Source organism: Sanguibacter sp. Z41_6 (assembly GCF_059621145.1).
In genome coordinates, this window is sequence record NZ_JCAQIF010000001.1 from 1,010,385 (window position 1) to 1,032,288 (window position 21,904).

Annotated in this window: 19 protein-coding genes; 5 read left to right on the plus strand and 14 right to left on the minus strand. The window is 73.6% G+C overall.

Features of this window, described 5'->3' with window-relative positions; translation table 11 throughout:
• Position 1: 1 nt before the first annotated feature.
• The 6 genes from AC54T1_RS04755 to AC54T1_RS04780 all read right to left on the minus strand — a co-directional run bounded on the left by AC54T1_RS04755 (position 2) and on the right by AC54T1_RS04780 (position 5,160).
• Positions 2-625 (minus strand): AIM24 family protein, encoded by a 624-nt coding sequence (locus AC54T1_RS04755; RefSeq protein ID WP_496911215.1) that lies wholly within the window; start codon positions 623-625, stop codon positions 2-4.
• A 167-nt stretch (positions 626-792) separates the two neighbouring features.
• Positions 793-1,341 carry an HdeD family acid-resistance protein gene (locus AC54T1_RS04760; protein ID WP_496911216.1) on the minus strand — a complete coding sequence of 183 codons (549 nt, stop codon included), beginning with the start codon at positions 1,339-1,341 and terminating at the stop codon, positions 793-795.
• An 81-nt stretch (positions 1,342-1,422) separates the two neighbouring features.
• Positions 1,423-2,088, minus strand: coding sequence for a biliverdin-producing heme oxygenase (locus AC54T1_RS04765; RefSeq protein WP_496911217.1), 666 nt, complete (start codon positions 2,086-2,088; stop codon positions 1,423-1,425).
• Positions 2,085-3,002 (minus strand): heme ABC transporter ATP-binding protein, encoded by a 918-nt coding sequence (locus AC54T1_RS04770; protein WP_496911218.1) that lies wholly within the window; start codon positions 3,000-3,002, stop codon positions 2,085-2,087. The genes AC54T1_RS04765 and AC54T1_RS04770 overlap by 4 nt, the downstream gene beginning before the upstream one ends.
• Positions 2,999-4,132, minus strand: a complete 1,134-nt coding sequence (locus tag AC54T1_RS04775) for a FecCD family ABC transporter permease (RefSeq protein WP_496911219.1) — start codon at positions 4,130-4,132, stop codon at positions 2,999-3,001. The genes AC54T1_RS04770 and AC54T1_RS04775 overlap by 4 nt, the downstream gene beginning before the upstream one ends.
• The gene (locus AC54T1_RS04780) at positions 4,129-5,160 is read right to left on the minus strand and encodes a heme/hemin ABC transporter substrate-binding protein (protein WP_484344188.1); all 1,032 of its coding nucleotides are present in this window, start codon (positions 5,158-5,160) and stop codon (positions 4,129-4,131) included. Before AC54T1_RS04780 ends, AC54T1_RS04775 begins: the two co-directional genes overlap by 4 nt.
• Positions 5,161-5,325: 165 nt before the next feature.
• Here AC54T1_RS04780 and AC54T1_RS04785 point away from each other — a divergent pair, with 165 nt between their 5' ends.
• The 4 genes from AC54T1_RS04785 to AC54T1_RS04800 all read left to right on the plus strand — a co-directional run bounded on the left by AC54T1_RS04785 (position 5,326) and on the right by AC54T1_RS04800 (position 10,931).
• Positions 5,326-6,195 (plus strand): neocarzinostatin apoprotein domain-containing protein, encoded by an 870-nt coding sequence (locus AC54T1_RS04785; RefSeq protein ID WP_496911220.1) that lies wholly within the window; start codon positions 5,326-5,328, stop codon positions 6,193-6,195.
• 178 nt (positions 6,196-6,373) lie between these two features.
• Entirely contained in the window at positions 6,374-8,683 is a 2,310-nt protein-coding gene (locus AC54T1_RS04790) for an HtaA domain-containing protein (RefSeq protein ID WP_496911221.1), read from the plus strand.
• A 110-nt stretch (positions 8,684-8,793) separates the two neighbouring features.
• Positions 8,794-9,465: a DUF2510 domain-containing protein gene (locus AC54T1_RS04795; protein ID WP_484344191.1), complete on the plus strand. Its 672-nt coding sequence runs from the start codon at positions 8,794-8,796 to the stop codon at positions 9,463-9,465.
• A gap of 137 nt (positions 9,466-9,602) precedes the next feature.
• Positions 9,603-10,931: an MFS transporter gene (locus AC54T1_RS04800; protein ID WP_496911222.1), complete on the plus strand. Its 1,329-nt coding sequence runs from the start codon at positions 9,603-9,605 to the stop codon at positions 10,929-10,931.
• A 44-nt stretch (positions 10,932-10,975) separates the two neighbouring features.
• On the opposite strand, the gene AC54T1_RS04805 is transcribed toward AC54T1_RS04800, so the two are convergent.
• From AC54T1_RS04805 to AC54T1_RS04840, 8 genes are all read right to left on the minus strand, one after another.
• The gene (locus AC54T1_RS04805; RefSeq protein WP_496911223.1) at positions 10,976-13,402 is read right to left on the minus strand and encodes an FtsX-like permease family protein; all 2,427 of its coding nucleotides are present in this window, start codon (positions 13,400-13,402) and stop codon (positions 10,976-10,978) included.
• Complete coding sequence (locus AC54T1_RS04810; protein WP_496911224.1) at positions 13,399-14,094, minus strand: ABC transporter ATP-binding protein; 696 nt, start codon at positions 14,092-14,094, stop codon at positions 13,399-13,401. The genes AC54T1_RS04805 and AC54T1_RS04810 overlap by 4 nt, the downstream gene beginning before the upstream one ends.
• A gap of 59 nt (positions 14,095-14,153) precedes the next feature.
• Positions 14,154-14,675: a PadR family transcriptional regulator gene (locus AC54T1_RS04815; protein WP_496911225.1), complete on the minus strand. Its 522-nt coding sequence runs from the start codon at positions 14,673-14,675 to the stop codon at positions 14,154-14,156.
• Between the two features lie 91 nt (positions 14,676-14,766).
• Positions 14,767-16,881, minus strand: coding sequence for a SpoIIE family protein phosphatase (locus AC54T1_RS04820; RefSeq protein WP_496911226.1), 2,115 nt, complete (start codon positions 16,879-16,881; stop codon positions 14,767-14,769).
• Between the two features lie 178 nt (positions 16,882-17,059).
• The gene (locus tag AC54T1_RS04825) at positions 17,060-17,320 is read right to left on the minus strand and encodes a DUF6457 domain-containing protein (protein ID WP_496911227.1); all 261 of its coding nucleotides are present in this window, start codon (positions 17,318-17,320) and stop codon (positions 17,060-17,062) included.
• Positions 17,317-17,973 carry an NTP transferase domain-containing protein gene (locus AC54T1_RS04830; protein ID WP_496911228.1) on the minus strand — a complete coding sequence of 219 codons (657 nt, stop codon included), beginning with the start codon at positions 17,971-17,973 and terminating at the stop codon, positions 17,317-17,319. The genes AC54T1_RS04825 and AC54T1_RS04830 overlap by 4 nt, the downstream gene beginning before the upstream one ends.
• On the minus strand, positions 17,970-19,229 hold the full coding sequence (locus tag AC54T1_RS04835) for a molybdopterin molybdotransferase MoeA (protein WP_496911229.1): 1,260 nt from the start codon (positions 19,227-19,229) through the stop codon (positions 17,970-17,972). Before AC54T1_RS04835 ends, AC54T1_RS04830 begins: the two co-directional genes overlap by 4 nt.
• Before the next feature lie 9 nt (positions 19,230-19,238).
• Positions 19,239-20,723: a diguanylate cyclase domain-containing protein gene (locus tag AC54T1_RS04840; RefSeq protein ID WP_496911230.1), complete on the minus strand. Its 1,485-nt coding sequence runs from the start codon at positions 20,721-20,723 to the stop codon at positions 19,239-19,241.
• 233 nt (positions 20,724-20,956) lie between these two features.
• Here AC54T1_RS04840 and AC54T1_RS04845 point away from each other — a divergent pair, with 233 nt between their 5' ends.
• Positions 20,957-21,898: a VOC family protein gene (locus tag AC54T1_RS04845; RefSeq protein ID WP_496911231.1), complete on the plus strand. Its 942-nt coding sequence runs from the start codon at positions 20,957-20,959 to the stop codon at positions 21,896-21,898.
• The last annotated feature ends 6 nt before the right edge of the window (positions 21,899-21,904 follow it).

Consider the following 21,904-nt stretch of genomic DNA (forward strand, 5'->3'; position numbering starts at 1 on the left):
CTCATCGCTCCTCGGGCTGGATGTACACGACGCCCTGGCCGTCGAACCGCAGGGAGAACGCCTCGCCGTTGCCGCCGCCGATGGCGGACCGCCACGTCACGTCCGTGACGAAGCTCTGGTTGAGGTTGCCGCGGTAGGCGACGAACGCGTCCGGGTCAGCGACGAGGGGGTACTGCGGGCTGACCTCGAGAGCGATGATGGGCCCGCCCGCGGACAGCAGGGCGACGGTGCCGCTGCCCGTGACCGTCGTGGTGAACAGGCCCTGACCCGACGTCGCGCCGCGCAGCCCGGAGAACTTCACGTCGGTGCGCAGGGCGCCGGCGAGGGCGAGGAGCTGGGACGCCTCGACGTGCAGCGCGTCGTTGGTGAGCTCGACGATCGTGATGTCCTGGGCGTCGACCGCGAAGTACACGGTGCCGCTGCCCGTGACCTCCATGAGGGAGATCGACTCGCCCGTCACCTTGCGCTTGAGTGCGGCCTTGAACCCGTCGCCGCCGCCCATCCCGGCGTTCTTGAAGGCGACCTTGCCCTCGTAGGCGACCATCGACCCGGTGATCGCCCGGATCGTGTCCCCGGCGAGATCCGCCACGAGCACGCGGTGCCCCTGCATCCTCAGCTGTGCCACTGACTGTCCTCCTGGCCGTGTCCCGCCCCTGCCGCGACAGATCCTGCCAGACGCGGGTGCGTCCCACGAGGTCAGCGGACGTGTCGGGGAGTTGTCCCCATCCGGCGGCCTGAGGTCCGACCGGTCCGCGCGGCCGAGTGCGCCCGGACGACTTCAGCCTTTCGTGGTCAGCTCGTCGCCGAGCCGGCGCGTGACCTGTCGCGGGGCCATCCGACGATGAGCAGGCCGATGCCGTCCACGAGCGTCTGCACGCCGACGAGGATCCCCAGGAGCGTGAAGGTGGCGTCGAAGACGTTGAACAGCACGATCAGTCCGAGCAGCGTCGAGGCGAGCCCGCCGATCACCAGCACGACCCGTTGGCTGTCGTTCTCGACGGCGGCGATGAGCCGGGTCAGGCCGATGGCCAGGAAGAGGGCGCCCGCGACGAGGGTGAGCGTGAGGGCTGCGGCAGCGGGATTGCGCAGGAACACGAGCCCCAGGACGATGAACAGCCCGCCGCTGAGCGCGGTGGACCAGAAGCCCCCTTTCCCGATGCGGAACAGTGCGGCCACGACGGCCACGATGCCCGAGAGAAGGGCGGTCCAGGCCAGCAGGTACACGGAGACGACGGTCGCGATCACCGTGTGCCCGAGGATGAAGATCCCGGCGAGGACGAGGAGAGCTCCGAGCACGAGGCTCCCGACGTTGCTGCGGCTTCCCGTGGTGGTTCCGGTCATGGTTCTCAGCCTTTCCGATCAAGCGTTCGAGAGCCCGGGAGGGCAGGAGAGAGCCGGGGGACAAACTGGACACCTCAGACGTTAGACCCCGAGGTGGACCGCCGCGAGGTCGGCGAACAGCGCGGTGTTGAGGTCGAACGCGACGCGGGCCTCCGCGGCGACCCGCTCACGCTCCTCGGCGTCGAACGGCAGCGCGTCGAGGCGGGCCCGGTACTCGTCCTTGAACACCTTGGGCTTGGGGATCCCGGGGAACGTGTAGAAGCCCACCGCCTCGTCCGCCACGCCGTACGAGCGCTGGAGGATCGACTTGATGATGAGCCCTCCGGACAGGTCGCCGAGGTACCGGGTGTAGGCGTGGGCCACGTAGCCACCCACCCACGTGGACGCGACGGCGTCGAGCCGCTCGACGTACGCGAGCGTCGCGGGCAGGAGCCGCACCTCGTCCCGCCATCGCGGTCCCACGAGCACCGTGAGGTCCGCCTCGAGAGCCGGGACGCGGCGCAGCTCGTCGAACACGATCCCCGCACCGGCGGGGTCGGCCCGGACGAACGGCTCGGCGCGCTCGAGGGCGCTGTAGATCGCGTGGTGCTGCGCGGCGAGGTCGGCGTACGCCCCCACGTGCAGCCGCCCGTCCATGAGTGCACCGACGAACGACGTGCCCTCGGCGCGTGCGTGCTGCGTGCGCGTCGCGCTCTTGAGGTGCTCGGACAGGGACGGGGTCGTCGCGTTCTCGACGGTGGTGGTCATGCGAGCTCCTCGGTGGGCAGGTCAGCGGTGCGCGGGGACGGGGCGGTGCACGGTGCCGGAGGGCCGACGCCGTGGGCGGACCGGGTCGGCAGGATGATGGGCGCCCCGGTGCGGGGGTGCAGGAACACGTCGACCGGGCAACGGTAGACCTCACCGAGCAGCTGCTCCGTGAGGACGTGCGCCGGAGCCCCGTCCGCAGCGACCTCGCCAGCCGCCAGGACGACGACGCGGTGCGCCCAGGCGGCTGCGAGCGTGAGGTCGTGCACGACGACGACGACCGCGCGCCCGGAGTCGGCGAGCCGGCGCGCGTGAGCGAGGATCATCTCCTGGTGGTGGAGGTCCAGCGCCGCGGTGGGCTCGTCGAGCAGCACGAGCGCGGTGTCCTGGGCGAGGACCCGAGCGAGCGCGACGCGTGCACGCTCACCTCCGGAGAGCGTCGGGAAGGGCCGCTCGGACAGGTGCGCGACGTCGCACGCGGCGAGCGCTGCTGCGACCACCTCCTCGTCGTCGTCCTGTGCACCGGTGCCCGACCACGGTGCCCGCCCCATCGCGACGATCTCTCCGGCGAGGAACGGGAAGGACACGGTCACCTGCTGGAGCAGCACGGCACGACGACGCGCGAGCTCCTTCGCGGTGTACCGGCGCAGGGGGACCCCGTCGACGAGCACCTCGCCTGCCCCGAGCGGCACGTCCCCGCACAGCGCCGCGAGCAGCGTCGACTTCCCCGCACCGTTCGGACCGACGAGCGCGACGAGCTCACCCGGGCGCACGGCGACGTCGACACCGTGCAGGATCGGTGTCCCGCCGAGCGTCACCGTGAGGCCACGCCCCTCGAGCGCGGGTGGGACGACCGCCCTGGCGTGCGGCTCGCGTGCGGGTGTCGCCGTCGCGCGCAGCAGGGGGCCGGCGCTCATGCCCAGCCACCCTGGCTCGCGCGCGTGCGGCGCAGCAACCAGAAGAAGAACGGACCGCCGACGAGCGCGGTGAGCATGCCGAGCGGCAGGTCGGCGCCGGCGACGGCGGTGCGCGCGACGAGGTCGGCGATGACGAGCACCAGCGCCCCACCGAGCGCCGAGGCCGGCAGGAGGACCCGGTGGCCCGGCCCGGCGACCATCCGGACGAGGTGCGGGACGACGAGACCGACGAACGCGATGATGCCCGTGAACGCCACGCTCGACGCGGTGAGCAGCCCGACGAGGACGATGGCGACCTGGCGCAGCCTCTCCACCTCGACGCCCAGGTGGCGAGCGGCGCGCTCGCCGAGCGCGAGCAGGTCGAGCCGGCGCGCGAGCAGCGCGGAACCCACGAGCCCGAGCACGGCGAACGGCAGCACCACCCGGACGGCGGACCACGTCGCCCCGTTGAGCGACCCCAGCTGCCAGAAGACGATCTGCTCGCGTGCCCCGGTGTCCGCGACGAAGGTGAACAGGGCGATGAGCCCACCGGCGAACGCGTTGATCGCGACGCCGGTGAGCACGAGGGTGACGACCTCGGTGCGCCCACCGCTGCGGGCGAGCACGTAGACGGCGGCCGTCGTGCCGAGCCCGCCGACGAAGGCCGCCGCCGCGACCGGCCAGCCGCCGGCGGCCGCCCCACCGAGGACGATGACCGCGCTCGCACCGACGGCTGCGCCCGAGGAGACGCCGATGACGCCGGGCTCGGCGAGCGGGTTGGCGAACACGCCCTGCATGAGCGCCCCCGCGCACCCGAGGCTCGCACCGACGAGCACGGCGAGGATCACGCGGGGCATCCGCACGAACCACAGGACGCTCTCGCCCTGCGCGTGGCTGGGGAGCGGGCCGACGTCGAGCCCCACCCGGTGCAGCAGCGATCCCACGACCTCGGCGGGACTGACGGTGACCTGCCCGACGCCGACGGCGAGCAGGGCGGAGACGGTCAGGGCGGCCACGAGGAGAGTGATGAGGGTCGCGCTGCGGCGTCCGGAACCGCGTGCCCCTCCCGCTCCGGGCCCGGCTGTGCCGGCCCCGGGGGGCGCGGAGCGCGGCGGAGCGATGTGCGGCTGAGCTGCTGTGGCGGAGGTCATGAGGCCGCCCCTGCGTCACGGACGGCCTGCGCGAGCGCGCTGAGGGTCGCGCCCGTCCGCGGACCGAACCCGAGGAGGCCGGTGTCCTGGGCGGCGACGACGGCGCGGGCCGCACCCGCGGGGGTCTGGGCGACGCCTGGGACCGCGAGCAGACCGTCGAGGCCGTCGACGGACCGCAGCCCGCCGTCGAGGAGGAGCAGGACGTCGGGCGCTGCCGTGACGAGCGCCTCCGAGGTGATCTGGACGAATGCCCGGTCCAGGCCGATGGCCGTCCCGGCGTCCTCGGCACCGATGGCCTCGATGAGCTCGTCGGCACCGGAGCCCGGCCCGCCGAGCAACGAGACGGCGCTGCCCCGGACGTAGAGGAACGCCACGCGTGTCCCGGTGTCGGCGAGGTCCGCGCTCGCTGCGTCGATCTCCTGGTTCGTGCGCTCGGCGAGCTCTGCGCCTGCTGCCGGGACACCGAGTGCCGCAGCGACGGCCTCGATCTGCTCGTCGACGCCGTCGATGGTGCGCGTGGGGTCGAAGAAGATCACGGGCACGCCGGCCGCGCGCAGCTGGTCGAGGACCTCGGGCGGTCCGACGGTCGTGTCGGTGAGGACCACCGTGGGGTCGAGGTCGAGGACGGCTTCCGCGGACAGGCTGTGCCCGCCGACGGTGACGAGCGGGAGGTCTGCGGCCTCCGGGAATCCGGTGGAGGTGTCCCGCCCGACGACGTTCTCGCCGAGCCCGAGGGTGAAGACCGTCTCGGCGAGCGTGCCGTAGAGGTCGACCGCGAGGATGCGGCTCACGTCGGTGACCGTGACGTCGACGCCGTCGTGCGAGGTCACCGTGACCGGGAGCTCGGGGACGGGCGCGGGGGACAGGACGTCGAGCGGTGCATCGAGGGACACGTGCACGACGCCTGAGGTGTCCGCGGGGGTGATGGCGTCGGACGCGGTGCTCGCGCACGCCGGCAGCGCGAGGACGACGAGGGCAGAGAGCAGTGCCACTGCTCGTCGGGGTGGCGCCGCTGCGGGCGGGGTCATCGCGGTCTTCCTCGTCGTCGCGGCGCTCGGGGCGCGTGGTCTGGTGAGTCCGACGGGCGGTGCAGCCCGACCGCGGGGCGGTCGGGCGCCGCCGCTCGGCGGGCTCGGGGTAAGGATAGCCTCAGATTAGACAGGCTTCCCTAACTACCCCTACGGTGCCTCCTGATGAACACCTCCGGAAACCTCTTGCCCGCCGCCACGAGACCGCGGCGCGCGGCACTCCTGGCCGCAGCGGCCGCCCTTGTGGCACTCGGCCCCATGGCGTCCGCGTCAGCGCACGACGCGCACCTCACGGTGCCCACCGCCGCGTCCGACTCCCCGCACACCGTCGGGGAGATCGACGTCGACCCGGCCGCCGGGCTGCCGTCCGAGGGGGCCGTCGTGACCGTCACCGGTACCGGGTTCGACCCCGGGTCCGGGATCTACGTGGCGGTGTGCGTCGACAACGGGCCGGGGACCAAGCCGAGCCCGTGCATCGGCGGCGCAGACACGACCGGCACCGGCGGTGCGACCTGGATCTCCGACGACCCGCCGCCCTACGCCGAGGGACTCACGCAGCCGTACGGCCCGGGAGGGTCCTTCACGGTCACCCTGCCCGTACCGATGGTCGACCCCGTCACGGGGACCGACTGCCGCGAGGTGTCCTGCGCGGTGACCACCCGCTACGACCACGTGCGCGGCGAGGACCGCGGCGCGGACAACGTCGTCCCCCTGACCTTCCAGGGTGCGGACGGACCGGGGACGGATGACGACGGCTCCGAGGTCGCGCAGACTCCGGCAGCCGAGGGCGACGACACTGACGCGGCGGCTGGCGACACCGCCGCGTCACCCGAGGCGCACCCTGCCGGACCGCTCTCCGACGGCCCGCCCGCCGGTGCCGACGAGGGTGCCGTCGCACCGGACGCGGCCGAGTCGGGCGGCGGCCCGACGCTCCTCGTCGCAGGTGCGGCGGTCGCGCTCCTCGGTCTGGTGGCCCTCCTCCGACGACGGACCCAGCGCCGTGACCCCGCGCCGTCCATCTCTGACGAGCCCTGACCGCAGGCGCCTGCGCCAGCACCACGCTCCTTCACCCCACACGGGCCGCTGCCAGCAGGCACCGCGCCGGATGTGTCCGAACATGCTCACCCCTCGCCCCCTTACCCCCTCGCCCCCGACCAGCGCCGTCGCGCGCTCTCGACACCGGCTGCCGCGCGCAGCCAGCTAGGAGTCATCCGTGCTCTCCCGCCCACGCGTCCCGGGGCAGCGTCCCGGACGCACGACCTCCCGAGGTCGCGCGCTCGCCGCCACCCTCGTCGCAGCGATGATCGCCTTCGTCGGCGCGGTCGCCCCGGCCCAGGCCGCGCCGGCCGCTCCCGTGCTCGTCGTGTCCGGGGGCGCCGGCCTCGACCCGGCCGTCGAGAACACCGTGACGATCGAGGGTTCCGGCTTCGCGGCAGCGCTCGAGCCCGGCCGCCAGGGCGTCTACGTGAACATCGGGACGGTCGACGCGTGGCCGGACGGGACCGTGCCGGACCAGAGCCGCTTCGCCGCCTCGGGCTGGGTCCGTCCCGCGTCGATCAGCGCGGACGGGACCTTCTCGACGACGGTGACGATCCCGGCAGGGGCCGCGAGCCCCGGGGAGTACGTCGCGGCCGCGTTCTGCGCGCACGCCTGCTCGGTGACCGACCGGTCGCTCGACGCCCGGGCCGGCGGCATCACGTTCCTCGCCCCGGCGCCCGTGCCGGACCCGGTGGTGCCGGACCCGGTGGTGCCGGACCCGGTGGTGCCGGACCCGGTGGTGCCGGACCCGGTCGTGCCTGACCCGGTCGCCCCCGGACCCTTCCTGCCGACGATCGAGGTCTTCCGTGCCGACGGCACGACACCGCTCGGAGCTGACCCCGTCACGGAGGGCGAGGACGTCGTGGTCCGCGGCGCGGGCTTCGACCCCGCGAGCAACGTGGGCACCCGCCCGCCCGCGGCCGGCGTCCCCGCCGGTGTCTACGTCGTCTTCGGCAGCTTCTCGCCGACGTGGCGTCCCTCGGAGGGCGCGCCGAGCTCCGCCCGGCAGGTCGGCACCCAGGCCTGGGCCATGACCGACACGAGCTTCGACTCGCTCCCCAGCGCCTACCAGGACGCGCTCCGCCCCGAGCGCGTCTCGCTCGGTGCGGACGGCACCTTCACCGCGCGGCTCACCGTGACCGCCCCGACCACTCTGGCCGCCGACGGTGCGTTCGGCGTGCACACCTACGCTGCGGGCGGGGGCCGGGACGCGGCTCAGGAGCTCGCGGTGCCCGTCACGTACCAGGCTGTCGCTCCCCAGCCCCAGCCTGAACCGCAGCCGCAGCCGCAGCCCGAGCCGCAGCCCGAGCCTGAACCGCAGCCCCAGCCGCAGGGTCCCCGCCTGACGATCACGGGACCGGCGGTCCTCGACCCGTCCGTGCGCAACGTCGTCACGGTCACGGGCGCCGGCTTCGCCAGCGCGCTCGACGTCTCGCGCCAGGGGCTGTACGTCAACCTCGGGACCGAGGGAACCTGGGCCGAGGGCACAGTGCCGGCGCAGGACGGCTGGCTCGCGTCCGCGTACCTGCCGAAGTCCCGCATCGCTGCGGACGGGAGCTTCACGACGACCCTCACCGTGCCCGCGGGCGCAGCCCAGCCCGGGTCCTACGTCGCCACCGCATTCTGCGCCCACGGGTGCTCGGCCACGGACCGCTCGCTCGACGCCCGCTCCGGGCCGGTTCTCTTCGCAGGGCCCGGGACGGACGTGCCCGGCGAGCCCGGTCCGGCGTCCGGCGTCGCCAGCACCGTGGTCGTCCCCTCGATCCTTCCTGGGGCCGGAACCCAGACCGCCCCGGCCCCTGTGCCGGTGTGCGTCGCCCGGTCGATCTCTGGCGGCACGCTGACCTGGGGCGTGAAGGAGGCGTTCCGAACGTACGTCACGGGCTCTGTGGCGCGCGGCGCGGTCTCGACCGACGGGGTGAGCGGCACGGGACCGTTCGCGTGGTCCGGCGGGACGGGCACGTACAACACCGAGGACCGGCTCGGTCGCGCCGCCTTCGGGGGCTCCGTGACGTTCACCGGTCACGGGGGTGCGCTCGACGTGGCGATCTCCCAGCCCCGGGTGCAGGTGACCGGCACCTCCACCGCGTCGCTCGTCGCAGACGTGCGCACGGGCACGACGACGCGCACGGGCATCGTCGTCGCCACCCTCGACCTCGCAGCAGGCACGTCGGCCTCCACCGACCGCCAGATCTCGTGGACGGGGGTGCCCGCGACGCTGACCAGCGCCGCCGCCGCCGCGTTCGAGGGCTTCTACACCGCGGGCGAGGCCATGGACCCCGTGTCCTTCACCCTGCCGCTCGGGGCACAGACGGACTGCACGTCGGCGTCCGGCGCGCAGCTCGCGAAGTACGCGGGGCCGGGCGGTGCGCTCGCCGTGACGGGCGGTGACCCCGACGTCGCCCTCGGTGCTGCCGTCCTGCTCCTCCTCGGGACGACGCTCGTCGCGGTGGCCCGCAGGCGACAGGGAGCAGCGGCGCGCTGACCCCGCGTCGACCACCCGCGGCGAGTTGCGTCGTGGGTGGTCGACCCCGGAGGATGCTCACCACCAGAAGGGCGCTGCCGGGCGCTCGTCGCAGCACCAGGAGCACACCCATGAGCGCCCCCGCCGGTTGGTACACAGACCCCCAGGTCCCGCAGCAGCTGCGGTACTTCGACGGGTCGAGCTGGACCGCGCACACCCAGCCCGCGCCGGGGAGCACCGGGTCGGCGAGCTCCCCGCAGCCCGACCAGCAGGGACACACCGCTCAGCCGTGGCAGGCAGGCCAGCAGGGGCAGGCCGGCCAGCCGGGCCAGGCCGGCCAGTACCAGGGCGGCTCCCAGCCCGGCTCGTACCAGCAGCCCGCGCAGTTCGAGCAGGAGCCGGCGGGCAGCTCCAAGGTCGTGACGTACTGGATCCTCGGCGCGCTCGCCGGGATCATCGTCCTGACGATCGCGATCTTCGCCCTGGGCGGGGACGCTGAGGAGTCCGGCGTGTCCGACGCGGTCGCCGACCTCATCGACGAGGACTACGACTGCGAGCAGCTGAGCGCAGACGTCATCGACACCTTGGCCGACGAGCCCGACGACGTCAGGCTCGTCAGCGCCAGCGACCTCACCGAGGTCGAGAACAACATCGCGACCGTCGAGGTGCCCTCCGTCGGCGAGGACACCATCTTCGCGTGCGACGCGACGGCTGAGATCGCTGACGGGACGACGCTCGACGTCCGTCTCGAGCTCCTGCTCGACAGCAACGGTGACCTCCTCGGCGGGTACAGCGAACGCTGAGGCCGTCACGGTCCGGTGAGAGACTGATGTGATGCGCATCCGTCCCCGCACCGTCCTGTGGATCTCGACCGGCTTCGCTGCGGCGCTCGCCGTCGCGCTCGTGCTGTTCCTCGTGCTCGAAGGGGCCTGACCTCCTCGTGAACCGCGCCCCGGCGCCGCCCGACGGCGCGCCGGCTCCTGCCCGGCGTGCCCTCCTCGTCTGGGGAACGGCCGTCGCGGCGTACGTCGTGGCGGTGCTGCACCGCACGTCGCTCGGGGTGGCGGGCGTCGACGCCGTCGAGCAGTTCCACGCGAGCGCCGCGGTGCTCTCCCTGTTCACGGTCGTGCAGCTCGGCGTCTACGCCGGTGCGCAGATCCCCGTCGGCCTGTTCCTCGACCGGGTGGGTCCGCGCCGGCTCATCGCCGCGGGGGCGATCCTCATGGCCCTGGGGCAGCTCGGCATGGCGCTCTCCGACACCGTCGCCCCGGCCGTCGCAGCCCGCGTGCTCATCGGTGCGGGCGACGCCATGACGTTCGCCTCCGTCATGCGCCTCGTCCCCATGTGGTTCCCGCCGCGGCGGGTGCCCGTCGTCACGCAGCTCACGGGGCTCCTCGGTCAGCTGGGACAGGTGCTCTCGGCCGTGCCGTTCGTCGCGCTGCTGCACGGCCGGGGCTGGACGACCGCGTTCCTCGCCGTCGCAGCGCTCGGCGCGCTCGCGGCCGCCGGCGTGCTCGCCGCCGTGCGGGACTCCCCGCCCGGAAGGGGGACGGTGGCGCGCGTCCCGGTCGCTGCCCGGCTGTCCCTGCGGCTCGCGGCCCGCACGTCCGGGACGTGGCTCGGGTTCTGGTCCCACATGATCACCGCCTACGGGCTCAACGCCTTCGTCCTGCTGTGGGGGTACCCGTTCCTCGTCCTCGGTCAGGGTGTGAGCCCCGGGACGGCCGGAGCGCTGCTGAGCCTCGCTGTCCTCGTGGCGATCGTCGCCGGTCCGATCCTCGGGGAGCTCACCGCACGGCACCCGCTGCGGCGGTCGTGGTTGGTCCTGGGTATCGCTGCCCTCGGTGCTGCCGGGTGGGCGGCCGTGCTCGTGCCGAGCACCCCACGGCCGATGTGGGTGCTCGTGCTGTTCATCTGCGCGCTCGCCATCGGTGGTCCGGGGTCGATGGTCGGGTTCGACTTCGTCCGCACGACGAACCCGGCGAACCGGCTCGGTGCGGCCACCGGCTTCGTCAACATGGGGGCGTTCCTCGGTGCCCTGGCCACGATCCTCGCGATCGGTCTCATCCTCGACGCCGTGCGGCCGGACGGCGACTACACCCTCGGCGACTTCCGGGTCGCGATGTCGTTCGTCGCCGTCCCGTGGGTCGTCGCGTTCGTCGGTGTGCTCGTCACCCGACGGGGCACTCGCCGGGCGATGGCGGAGGAGGGTGTCGTCGTGCCGCCGTTCGTGGAGGCCTGGCGCGCCTGGCGGGCCCGCGATCGCTGAGCCCGCCAGGGGTCTGTGGCCAGGTAGCAGCCCGGGCCGGTTGGCTACTCGCTGCGCAGCGCGCCCGGACGCGTCATGCGCCACAGCACCGGGAGGCTGGCCGCCGTGGTGAGCAGCACCACCGCGGCGGCCGCACCGGACGTCGCGCCGATGCCTGCCCAGTCGAACGTGACGGGCGCTCCCACGATGGTCTGCAGCACCGCGGAGAGCGTCGTGCCGGTGAGGACCGCCAGGACGAGACCGAGCGCCACGGGGATGGCGACCTGGTAGAGGACGGACGCGGCCAGGGTCGAGCGCCGGGTACCGAAGGCCATGAGCACCGACAGCAGCCGCCGGCGCTCGCGCAGCTGCTCGATGACGTTGACGAGCATGCTCGCCCCGATGAGCACGAGCAGTGCGACCGTCCCGACGAGAAGACCCTGGCGGATGTTCTCCAGCAACGACTGGGTCGGGGTGTCGGAGAGGACCCCGACGCCGAGGGTGACATCGACGCGGGCGACCGTGTTGCGCAGCTCGTCGAGCGCGTCAGGGTCCTGCGGATCGATCGCCACGAGATAGCGCGTCGACGCCTGCGGTCCCAGGGACTGCCCGTCGAGAGCGCCCGGGGTCAGCAGGACGGCGTACGCCTGCCACCCGCTGATGCTGGGGGCCGCTGGGACGGTGCGGATGTCGTCGGGCACCGTCCACCGCACTGCGGCGCCGTCCGCCTCTGGCACCGCGGCGCCGTCCGCCCCTGGCACGGCGGGGTCGCCGTCAGCGATCGTCAGCTCTGTGCCTGGCTCCAGGGGGACCGTGCCCTGCCCGGTGAGGGTGAACGTGTCACCGTCGGTGCACCCGTCGAGCGTGGCGAGCTGGCGCAGCACGGCGCAGTCGGCCACGGTGACACCGGCCTGGTAACCGTCTGCCGGATACCCCCAGGAGTCGGTCACGGTCGCGACGTCCAGCACGCCGGGCGACCCGGCGATCAGCGCGGGCAGGCGGTCGTCGGGCGCCTTGGTCCACGTCCTGACCTCCGCCTGGTAGAGGGCGGTGGCGGCACCGGACGAGACCTCTTCTGTGTAGGCCGCCGTCACCGCGGCGAGAAGGCCCTGCACGGCGATGACTCCGGCGACGGACACGGCGATCCCCGACACGGCCCGGACCGCTGTCCCGCTGTCGAGCTGCAGGCGGCGCACCCCGAGGTCCCATGCGACGGAACCGGACCCCAGGCGCTGCACGACCGCACCGACGAGCCAGGGGAGCAGCAGCGCGATCCCCATGAGGAGCGCGGCGACCCCCGCCACGACGACGAAGGTGACGGCGCCGGTGAGCTCGGTGGCCCCGTCCCGCAGCGGCAGCAGCAGCGCGATGCCGACGATCGGCAGGATGAGCCGCCACCACAGGCGCCGGCGTGGCGGCGCGCTGTGGCGCACCACCCCGAGCGGCTCCAGCACGACGCGGCGCAGCGCCGAGACGGTGACGAGCACCGCGGCAGCTGGCACGGCGACGACGACGAGCGCTGCGAGCGCCGGCGCCGGGCGGTAGTCCGAGGGGTAGATGTCGAGACCGGCCGCGGACGCAGCGGCACCGACCACGACGTACAGGACGGTGCCCACGAGCAGGCCGAGGACCGCTCCCGCGAGCGTCTCGCCCGAGGCGATCCGCCGGGTGGTCCGGGCGTCCGCCCCGACGAGTCGCAGCGCCGCGAGCTGGCGGTCCCGGGACTCGCCGCCGAAGCGGACGGCCGTGGCGACGAAGACGGCGACGGGCACGAGGAGCACGACGAGAGCGACGATGGCGAGGATCGCCACCATGACGTCCATCCCGCCGCCGCCGGACGGCCTGCCGAAACCGTCGACCCGCAGGCCGGTCTCCGGGGTGAGCTCGTCGCTCCCGAGGTAGAGGTAGAGCTCCCGCGGTCCCGTGAGGCCGTCCGCGGAGATGCGCGTCGTGGACGGCTCGCCCCAGCGCTCGCGGAGCAGGGCGCCCTCGTCGCTCGCGAGGAGCTCGGCGAGCGCGGGGGACACGACGAGCTCGCCGGGTTCCGGGAACCGGTCGAGCCCGGCAGGCAGCGGGGCGTCGTCGCCGTCCGGCTGCAGGAGCGTCCCGCCGATGGCGTGGTCGCGGTAGTCCGTGGAGATGCTCGAGACGAGGGTCGTGCCCGGCGCGGTCGCTGTCTCGACCTCGCTGTAGTCGGGGGAGCGCGCCTCGATCCGCGCGGCGCGGGCGTCCATGAGTGTCGGGAGGGTCGCGGTGAGCAGGAGCATGGCCACGCCCAGGCCCACCCCGACGGCGATCATCGTCAGGCGCGCCCAGCTGGAGGCTCCTCCTGCGACGCTGAGCCGGAGCCCGAGGGAGAGGTCTGCGGCCCATCTGCGGATCCTTCCGGAGCGAGCCGTGGCCGGTCGTCCGGGCGGGGGGGCTGCGACGGCGCGCGCCTCGCGTGCGGGAGGTGGCGGGGCGAGGGCGGGCTGGCGTCCTGCGGGGGTCATCCGACGAGCTCCTGCTCGCGGACGCGACCGTCCCGGACGACGGCCTCGCGGTCGGAGTACGCCGCGACCCGGGCCTCGTGGGTGACGAGGACGACGGCTGTGCCGGTGTCCCGTGCGGCGGTGACGAAGAGGTCCATGACGCGCTCGCCGTTGAGGGAGTCGAGCGCTCCGGTGGGCTCGTCGGCGAACACGACCCGCGGGCGGGTGACGAGCGCGCGGGCGACCGCGACGCGCTGCCCCTGGCCTCCTGACGTCTGCCCGGGGCGTTTCCGGGCGACGTCGCTGACCTCGAGGCGGTCGAGCCACTCGCTGGCGGCGTGCCGGGCGTCGGTGCGGCTGACCCCGTTGAGCCGGAGGGGGAGAGCGACGTTCTCGAGGCAGGTGAGCTCGGGGACGAGCTGACCGAACTGGAAGACGAACCCGAACTCCGTGCGTCGCAGGGTGCTGCGCTCGGTGTCGGACATCGCGGTGAGGTCCCGGCCGTCGAAGGTGACCTGGCCCGAGTCGGGTGTGAGGATGCCGGCGAGGCAGTGCAGGAGGGTGGACTTGCCGGAGCCGGACGGTCCCATGAGGGCGAGCACCTCACCGGCCGCGACATGGATGGATGCCGAGCGCAGGGCTGCGGTGGGACCGAAGCTCAGGGAGAGGTCGCGGGCGGTCAGGAGGGGTGGCGTCGGGGCGACGGAGGTCATGGGTGTCCTCGGGAGAGAGTCCGGCCCGCCGGGCGGGCCGTGCGCGGATGGGCGGTCGCTCAGGTGCGGACGTGCGTGGCGAGCTGGTCGAGGCGGGCGGCGGTGAGCTCGAGCCAGCGCAGGTCTGCCTCGAGGTGGAAGAGCGCGTGGTCGCAGATGAGCTGGTCGGCGAGGTCGCCGCCGCTCTTGCGCCGGGTGAGGTCGCGCATGAGCCGCAGGTGCTCGGCGCGCTGGATGTCGAGGAGGTCCTGGGCGTCGCGCCCGGTGAGCAGCGCGAGGACGACCTTCGTGTACAGGGTGCTCTGCAGGTACGGCTCCGGTTCCTCCGGTTGCGCCAGCCACGTCTCGACGTCGGTGATCCCGGCGTCCGTGATGGCGTACCGCTTCCGATCGGGTCCGTCCCCGGGCTCGGACTCGACCTCGACACGGCCGTTCTTCAGCAGCCGCGCGAGCGTGGAGTACACCTGCCCGTAGTGCAGGGAGCGCCCCTGGCCGAACCGCTCGTCGTAGGACCGCTTGAGGTCGTAGCCGTGGCGGGAACCGGACTCGAGGAGGCCCAGGAGGGCGAAGCTCACTGACATGCGAGCCACTATACACACGAGTTATACACCGAGTGAATACTCAGGGACGCGAACGCGCACGCGAGCGGGCCGCGAGCGTGGTCGGGCGTGGTCAGAGGTGCGGTCGTGCGCCGCGGCGTCGGGTGGCTGCGGGGACCGGCGGTCCGGTCTGGGGCTGCATCCGGACGGCGATGAGCGCGATGTCGTCCTGGCGGGTGGGCGGCAGCATGCGTTGCAGCACCGTGTCGCACAGCGCTTCGAGGTCGCGGTCGGCCATGCTCCCGAGCACCGTCTCGAGCGAGGAGAGTCCCTCCCGGATGGACCGGTCGCGGCGCTCGATGAGCCCGTCGGTGTAGAGGAACAGGGTCGCGCCAGGCGGCAGGTCGACCGACGACTGCGTGCGCTCGGTCTCTGGCGAGACGCCGAGGAGGAGGTTGCGGGTCTCGAGGACGAGCCTGCGCACCGAGCCGTCCGGCAGGAGGACCATCGGCGGAGGATGGCCGGCGTTGGACCAGCACACGGTCCGCTCGCTGCGGACGCGCTGCTCCGCCGTCTGCGACACCCGCGCGACCACGGCCGTCGCCATCGTCGACGAGCGCAGGGTCCGCAGCGCGAGGTCCACCTCCGTGAGAAGCTCCGCCGGGCCGGAGCCCGTGGAGACCGCGACGCCACGCAGCACCGACCGGATCGACCCCATCGCGGCGGCCGCTGCGATGTCGTGCCCGACGACATCACCGATGACGAGCATCGTCTCGCCGCTGCGCTGCTGGAACGAGTCGTACCAGTCGCCGCCGACCTCGGCCGCCTCGGTCGCGGGTACGTACCGGACGGCGATCTCGAGATGGTCGGTCTCGGCCGGCTCGGTGAGCAGGGAGCGTTGCAGGCCCTCCGCGAGGCGACGGTGCTGCCGGTGCAGGCGCATGTTGTCCAGCGCGAGCCCGGCCCGGGCCGCGACCTCCTGCACGACGAGGAGGTCGTCCTTGGTGAGCGGTCCCCGCTCGGCCCCCGTGAACAGCGTGATGAGCCCGGTCGGCCGTCCCCGTCCGCGCAGTCCCACGGCGGCGCCGCTCAGCGGCGCGAGCTCCGAGATGAGCGCGCGCACCTCGGGGTCGGTGTGGTTGTCGAGGAGTATCTCCGTGGCGCCCTCCTCCGCGTGGATGACGTTGCCGGAGGTGAGGAGGTCGGCGATCGCGGTCGTGGTCCTGGCGGAGGCGAGCCGCAGCTTCGCGTACTGCGCGACGAGCGGCCGTGCGGCGGGGTCGACGTGCGTGCTCCCGACGTCCTGGAGGTGCATCTGACCTCCCGGGTGGTCCTCGTCGACGAGCGTCACGAGGCACCAGTCCGCGACGGCGGGCACGAGCACGTCCGCGATCCGGTCGAGCGCCTCGTCAGGTTCCAGCGTCCCCGCGAGCTGGGTGCCGACCTCGGCGAGGAGGGCGTCGCGCCGCGCGTTGCGCTCCGCGAGCTCGAGCGTCCTCCGGCGTTCGGTGACGTCCTGGAAGTAGACGGCGAGGCTGTCCTCGTTGGGCCACGCCTGGACCTCGTACGTCGCGTCCAGGGGGGCCGGGTAGGTGGCCTCGAAGGTCAGCGGCAGTCCGGAACGAACAGCTCCCCGGTAGCTCGTCTCGAACGTCGTCCCGAGGGCCTCGGGGAACAGGTCCCAGATGCCTCCCCCCAGGAGCTCGCCCCGTGATCGGCCGAGGAGCCGCTCGGCGGCCGCGTTGATGTAGGTGAACCGCCAGTCGCCGTCGAGCGAGAAGAACGCGGTGGGCTTCGTCTCGAACATCCGGACCGTCTGGGCGTCACTCTCGCGGCGCGCGGTGATGTCGAGGCTCGTGCCGACGATGAGCGGGAAGGAGGTGTCCCTCACCTGGGAGCTGTCGGTCGGCCGCGCGAGGTGCCCGCGCATGAGGAGCCACCGGGTGCCCGCACCAGGGACGACGAACCGGATCTCGAGCTCGAAGTCGGCGCCCGAGGCAACGGTCCGGCGGAAGGTCTCGGCGAGGAGCGGTCGGTCCTGCGGGTGGACGCGCAGCTGCAGCGAGTCGGTGGTCCCGTCGAAGTCCCCGTCGAACCCGAGCAGAGCCAGGAAGCGCTCGTCGACCTCCATCCGGTGGCGGGCGATGTCGCAGGCGAAGGTGCCTACCCGCACCGCGGCGGCTGCGGGCGCTCCCAGATGGGCGCGCAGCAGATGCGCAGCAACGTGAGCGTCCTCGGTGTCGCCCATGCTTTTCCGGCCCCCGTCCGCGCACGTCGCCTCCGGATCTCCTAACCCGCATGCGACGTGCTTCTATGCCGGAGTTTAAACCGCCGCACGCTCAGGAAGACAGGGATTCACGGGTCCAAGATGTCGGAAATGTGCCGCCGAGCGGGTGAAGTCTCGTCGTGGACACCCCGGGCCGTCCTCACGGGCGAGCGGGGCCCCCCGGGGCGGGCCAGTCCGCGGCAAGGCGTGCGGCCTGCGTCATGAGCTCGTCCACCGGGCGACCGGAGATCCCGGCGGCGTACCCGACCATGAACGTCGTCAACGGCGCCGCGGGTCGCTCGACGCCGTGAGCTGCGTCGCGGGCAAGGTCGAGGACGGCGCGGACGTCGACGACGGAGGGGTCGAGCCCGAGCTGCTGGGCCAGGGCCGCGGTCCAGGCGTCGAGCGACGGTGCGGTCATGAGGGGCCTCCGGACGGGGTTGCGGGGGGCCGCGTCAGGTGTCGGACCCGCTCGACATCGTCCCACGAGTCCACGTCGGAGCTCAGGTGGCCGTCGTCGTCGACCAGCACGAGGTCGAGCTGGTCCATGACGCGCCGGAGCGGCGCGCCGTCGAGCCCGCCCTGCGCGGCGGCGACGGCCGTCGCCCGATGCAGCGCGTGCAGGGAGTAGACGCCGGCGAGCCACTGGGCGCGACCGTCGAGGCTCGCACAGACGCCGTCCTGCGGCCTCCCGACCGTCGCTGTGCGCAGCATCCACTCATGCAGCAGGGTCGCGACGAGCCCGCCGACGAGCGGGACGTCGCACGCGAGGAGCAGGACGGGCGCCTCGTCCTCCTCGGCGCTCCGCCCGGCCAGCGCGCCGAGGCCGGCGGCCAGCCCCGCCGCCGGGCCGCCGAAGGGCGGACTCTCCCGGGTGACGAGCACCCGCTCGCGGGCATCGTCGCCGACGAGTCCGGGTGGACCGACGACCGCGACCCGGCGAGCGCCCGCCGCGGCGCCGAGCACATGGTCGAGGAGGCGTCGTCCTCCGACGACGACGTCCGGCTTGTCGCCGCCCAGCCGGGCACCGCGTCCCCCGGCGAGGACGATCGCGTCGTGCACGGGGAGCGTCATCGCAGGAGCACCACGTGCAGTGCGGCCCCCGGGACCACCTCGGTGACCTCGGGCGGGACGACGGCGAGGCCGTCGGCGAGCGCGAGGCTCGCGACGAGGTGGGAGCCGGAGCCGCGGGCCGTCGCCGGGACGACGACCGTACCGGGCGCGGTCGTCGTCCCGGCGCCGTCCTCGACGATCCGCACCGGCATGTACTGCTCGCGGCCCGCGGGCGACCGCCACGCGACGCCTGCGGGGAGGGTCGCGGTCGGGCGCAGGACGTCTGCGTGGCCGGCGAGGCGACGCAGGGCGGGGCGGACGAAGGCCTCGAAGGACACGAACGCGCTCACCGGGTTGCCGGGCAGCGTGACGACGGGGATGCCGCGCCACGTCCCCAGTCCCTGGGGCTTGCCGGGCTGCATCGCGACCGGGACGAACTCCACGTCGCCGGTCGCGTCGAGGACCTCGCGGACGACGTCGAACGCCCCGACGCTCACCCCTCCCGAGGTGACGAGGAGGTCGACGTCCGTGAGCCTCTCGAGTGCTGCGGTGAACGACGCGAGGTCGTCGGGCACCGCGCCCAGGCGGACGGCCACGCCGCCGGCCTCCTCGACGGCAGCGGCGAGGAGGTAGGAGTTCGAGTCCGGGATCTGGCCGCGGCGCAGCTCTGTGCCAGGAGCCACGAGCTCTGTCCCCGTGGACAGGATCCCGACGACGGGACGGGGGTGCGCCGCGACGACGGGGCAACCAGCGCTCGCCGCGGCCGCGACCTCCCGGGCGCCGAGGAGGGTCCCGGCCCGCAGCACGGTGTCGCCCGCGCGGACGTCCTCACCCGCTCGACGCACGTGCGCGCCGGGGGAGGGCTCGACGAGCACCTGGACGGTCGCGGGCAGCCCGCCGGGACCCGGCGGCACGTCCGTGTGCTCGACGGGGACGACGGCGTCCGCGCTGCTGGGCACGGGGGCGCCCGTCATGATCCGCACGGCTGTGCGGGCCGTGAGCAGCGGGTCGTCCTGCGAGCCGGCGGGGACGTCGCCCACGACCGTGAGCGTCGTCGGGGCGTCCTGCGTCGCCCCGGCGACGTCCGCGCGGCGCACCGCGAACCCGTCCATCGCCGAGTTGTCGAACGGGGGCGTGTCGGTCGCTGCCCGGACGTCGGCGGCGAGCACGAGTCCGCACGCGTCGGCGAGGGGGACCTGCCGGGGTGGGAGTGCGGGGCACAGGTCGAGGGCGCGCTGCCGGTGCTCGGACGGGGTGCGCAGTGCGGGAGCGCTCACGAGCCCACCCTAGACCGGGGCGGTCTCCGTGGACGTCGCCTCGCCCCGGGGCAGGGGCGAGGCCCGGTGGCGGCGCTTGTGGGAGTACATGCGCGCGTCCGCCATCGACATGATCTGCTCGACGGACGAGTGGGAGCCGGGCCGGACGACGGCGGTGCCGATGCTCACGCTCGCCCGGGTCGTGGTGACCCCGAGGTCGAACGGACGGGCGACGGCCTGCTGGATCCGGGTGACCGCGTCCGTCTGCAGGTGGTCGGGGTCGCCGGTGAGGACGAGCACGAACTCGTCGCCCCCGAACCGGGCCACGAAGTCGTCGGTCCGCACGGCGTCCCGCAGGCGTTGTGCCACGCCGCACAGGAGGGCGTCGCCCACCGGGTGCCCGTGCTCGTCGTTGACGGCTTTGAAGCCGTTGAGGTCGAGGAAGCAGACGGCCGCGCCGGGGAGGTCGCCGTCGCGGACGGCCTGCACGACGTCGCGCACGCGGGTGTCCACGGCACGCCTGTTGGGCAGTCCTGTGAGGGAGTCGTGCGTCGCCTGGTGCACGAGCTCGGCCTCGGCTGACTCGTGCAGTCGCGCGAGCAGCGAGACGCGGTAGAGGACGAGCGGGACGAGCAGCGCGCAGCTGAGGCTGAGCAGGAGGAGGTCCGTGGTGGTCCCCGCGAGCTCCCGGATGCCTGCGAGCACGGGGTTGAGCGCGAGCGCGAGCCCGAGGAAGACGAGGTCGCCGCGGGTGAGGCGTGCCGTGCGCACCCGCCCCGACGTGGTGACGTAGGTGCTCGACGGGTGGGCCGCGGCTGCTCCCGTCGCGAGGTAGGCGAGGATCCACACGACCCCGATCCAGTCTGCGGCGGCGCCGTCCGCATCGACGGCGACGATCGCGGCGACGTTGCCCGCGAGCGCACCGAGGGAGGCGAAGACGAGGTAGCCGAGGGCGCCCCGCGCGTGGCGGGTCGCGACGAACGCCCGGACGATGCCTCCCGCGATGCCGGAGACGAGCAGGACGACGAGGAGCGCGTAGGTGCGTTCGCCCGGTGCGGCGTCGCGTTCGAGGAGCGTCGGGTGGAGCACGAGCATCCACACGAGGCCTGCGACGGCGAGCGAGATGATCATCGAGTCGGCGATCTTGCCGCCGTCGCTGCGTGCGACCTGCCACAGGACGAGGAGCGTGGCGGTGAGGAGCCCGAGGTAACCCAGGGGGAGGAGGACGGCGGATGCCGTGCCCGTCGTCGCGGCTCCGTTCAGACCGACCTCGACGAGCCAGCAGAGGCTGTCACCCGCCAGGCACGCGAGGCCGACGGCGGCGCACCACCAGGGTGCCGGGCGGGCCGGCCGACGGACGAGGAGCGTGACGACCACGACGACCGCGGGCACGAGGGCGGCGAGCACGAGAGCGATGCTGCGCGCGACCGAGTCCGTCACGCTGTACCAGGTGCAGAGCACGAGGGCGGTCATGACGAAGCCCTGGCTGACCAGGTTGGGGGTCCTGCGCTTCATGCCCGTACCCATCGGCCTGTCGTCCTCGTTCGTTCGTGTTCGGCGGGTAACTGGTGCCACCCGCCTGGCCGTGGGCGCGCGGGGCTGGTGTGCGCCCCGGTGTGCGCGACCATCCTGGCCCACGTCGTGGCGGACGGCAGGTCGAGGGGCGGGGAGGAGCGGGTGAAATGCCGGTACTTGACGCTTCAAATACTTCTGTGCTCCACTGGAGTGACCCCGACCCAGGAGCAGACGTGAACGAGCACGAGCCGACGACCCCGACCGGAGCCTCGCCCGGACCCACCGCAACCATCGCTGACGAGACCCGGATGGATGCCGTGAGCCTCCATGTGCGCGACCTCGACACGATGGTCGACTTCTACACCCGCGCGATCTCTCTCGACGTCATCGAGCACGCCGCCGGCTCAGGGACCGAGTCGGCCGCCGCAGACCGCCGTCCCGGCGTCGTCACCCTCGGCCGCGGATCGACCCCGCTCGTCGTCCTGCACCACACCCCGGACCTGCCCGCCCGCCGCCCCGGTTCCGCCGGGCTCTTCCACACCGCAGTCCTCTACGACTCGCCCGCCGCGCTCGCCGCGACCCTGCGCGACGTCGCGCAGCACGCACCGCAGCAGTTCACCGGCAGCGCCGACCACCTCGTGTCCGAGGCGTTCTACCTCGACGACCCCGAGGGCAACGGTGTCGAGCTCTACGTCGACCGCCCGCGCGAGCAGTGGCAGTACGACGGGCGCCAGGTCCGCATGGCGAGCCTTCCGCTCGACCCCGCCGCGTTCCTGCGCGAGCACCTCACCGATGCCGAGCGCGCCGCGGACGACGCCGTCGTCGGCCACGTCCACCTGCAGGTCGGGGACATCCCCTCAGCCCGGGCCTTCTACGTCGATACCGTCGGGTTCGCCCCGATGGTCACCATGCCCACCGCCCTGTTCGTCTCCGCGGGCGGCTACCACCATCACCTCGCCATGAACACCTGGGCGTCCCAGGGCGCGGGACCGCGTGCCGTGAGTCTCGGTCTCGGGGAGGTCTCCGTCGTCGTGCCGACGCAGGACGACGTCACCGCGCTCGCCGACCGCCTCGCGCACCACCGCGTCCCCGCGGCGCACGACGGCGCCGCCCTGCGCTTCGACGACCCGTGGCACAACCGCATCGTGGTGAGCGTCGGGGCCGCAGCAGCCTGAGCGTGC

What these genes read in the sequence shown, in the direction of transcription:
- AC54T1_RS04830 (WP_496911228.1), bottom strand. Translation starts at nt 17,973, where the DNA reads ATGACGCTCCCCGTGCACGACGCGATCGTCCTCGCCGGGGGACGCGGT.
- AC54T1_RS04840 (WP_496911230.1), bottom strand. Translation starts at nt 20,723, where the DNA reads ATGAAGCGCAGGACCCCCAACCTGGTCAGCCAGGGCTTCGTCATGACC.
- AC54T1_RS04825 (WP_496911227.1), bottom strand. Translation starts at nt 17,320, where the DNA reads ATGACCGCACCGTCGCTCGACGCCTGGACCGCGGCCCTGGCCCAGCAG.
- AC54T1_RS04785 (WP_496911220.1), top strand. Translation starts at nt 5,326, where the DNA reads ATGAACACCTCCGGAAACCTCTTGCCCGCCGCCACGAGACCGCGGCGC.
- AC54T1_RS04795 (WP_484344191.1), top strand. Translation starts at nt 8,794, where the DNA reads ATGAGCGCCCCCGCCGGTTGGTACACAGACCCCCAGGTCCCGCAGCAG.
- AC54T1_RS04810 (WP_496911224.1), bottom strand. Translation starts at nt 14,094, where the DNA reads ATGACCTCCGTCGCCCCGACGCCACCCCTCCTGACCGCCCGCGACCTC.
- AC54T1_RS04765 (WP_496911217.1), bottom strand. Translation starts at nt 2,088, where the DNA reads ATGACCACCACCGTCGAGAACGCGACGACCCCGTCCCTGTCCGAGCAC.
- AC54T1_RS04760 (WP_496911216.1), bottom strand. Translation starts at nt 1,341, where the DNA reads ATGACCGGAACCACCACGGGAAGCCGCAGCAACGTCGGGAGCCTCGTG.
- AC54T1_RS04775 (WP_496911219.1), bottom strand. Translation starts at nt 4,132, where the DNA reads ATGACCTCCGCCACAGCAGCTCAGCCGCACATCGCTCCGCCGCGCTCC.
- AC54T1_RS04815 (WP_496911225.1), bottom strand. Translation starts at nt 14,675, where the DNA reads ATGTCAGTGAGCTTCGCCCTCCTGGGCCTCCTCGAGTCCGGTTCCCGC.
- AC54T1_RS04805 (WP_496911223.1), bottom strand. Translation starts at nt 13,402, where the DNA reads ATGACCCCCGCAGGACGCCAGCCCGCCCTCGCCCCGCCACCTCCCGCA.
- AC54T1_RS04780 (WP_484344188.1), bottom strand. Translation starts at nt 5,160, where the DNA reads ATGACCCCGCCCGCAGCGGCGCCACCCCGACGAGCAGTGGCACTGCTC.
- AC54T1_RS04820 (WP_496911226.1), bottom strand. Translation starts at nt 16,881, where the DNA reads ATGGGCGACACCGAGGACGCTCACGTTGCTGCGCATCTGCTGCGCGCC.
- AC54T1_RS04770 (WP_496911218.1), bottom strand. Translation starts at nt 3,002, where the DNA reads ATGAGCGCCGGCCCCCTGCTGCGCGCGACGGCGACACCCGCACGCGAG.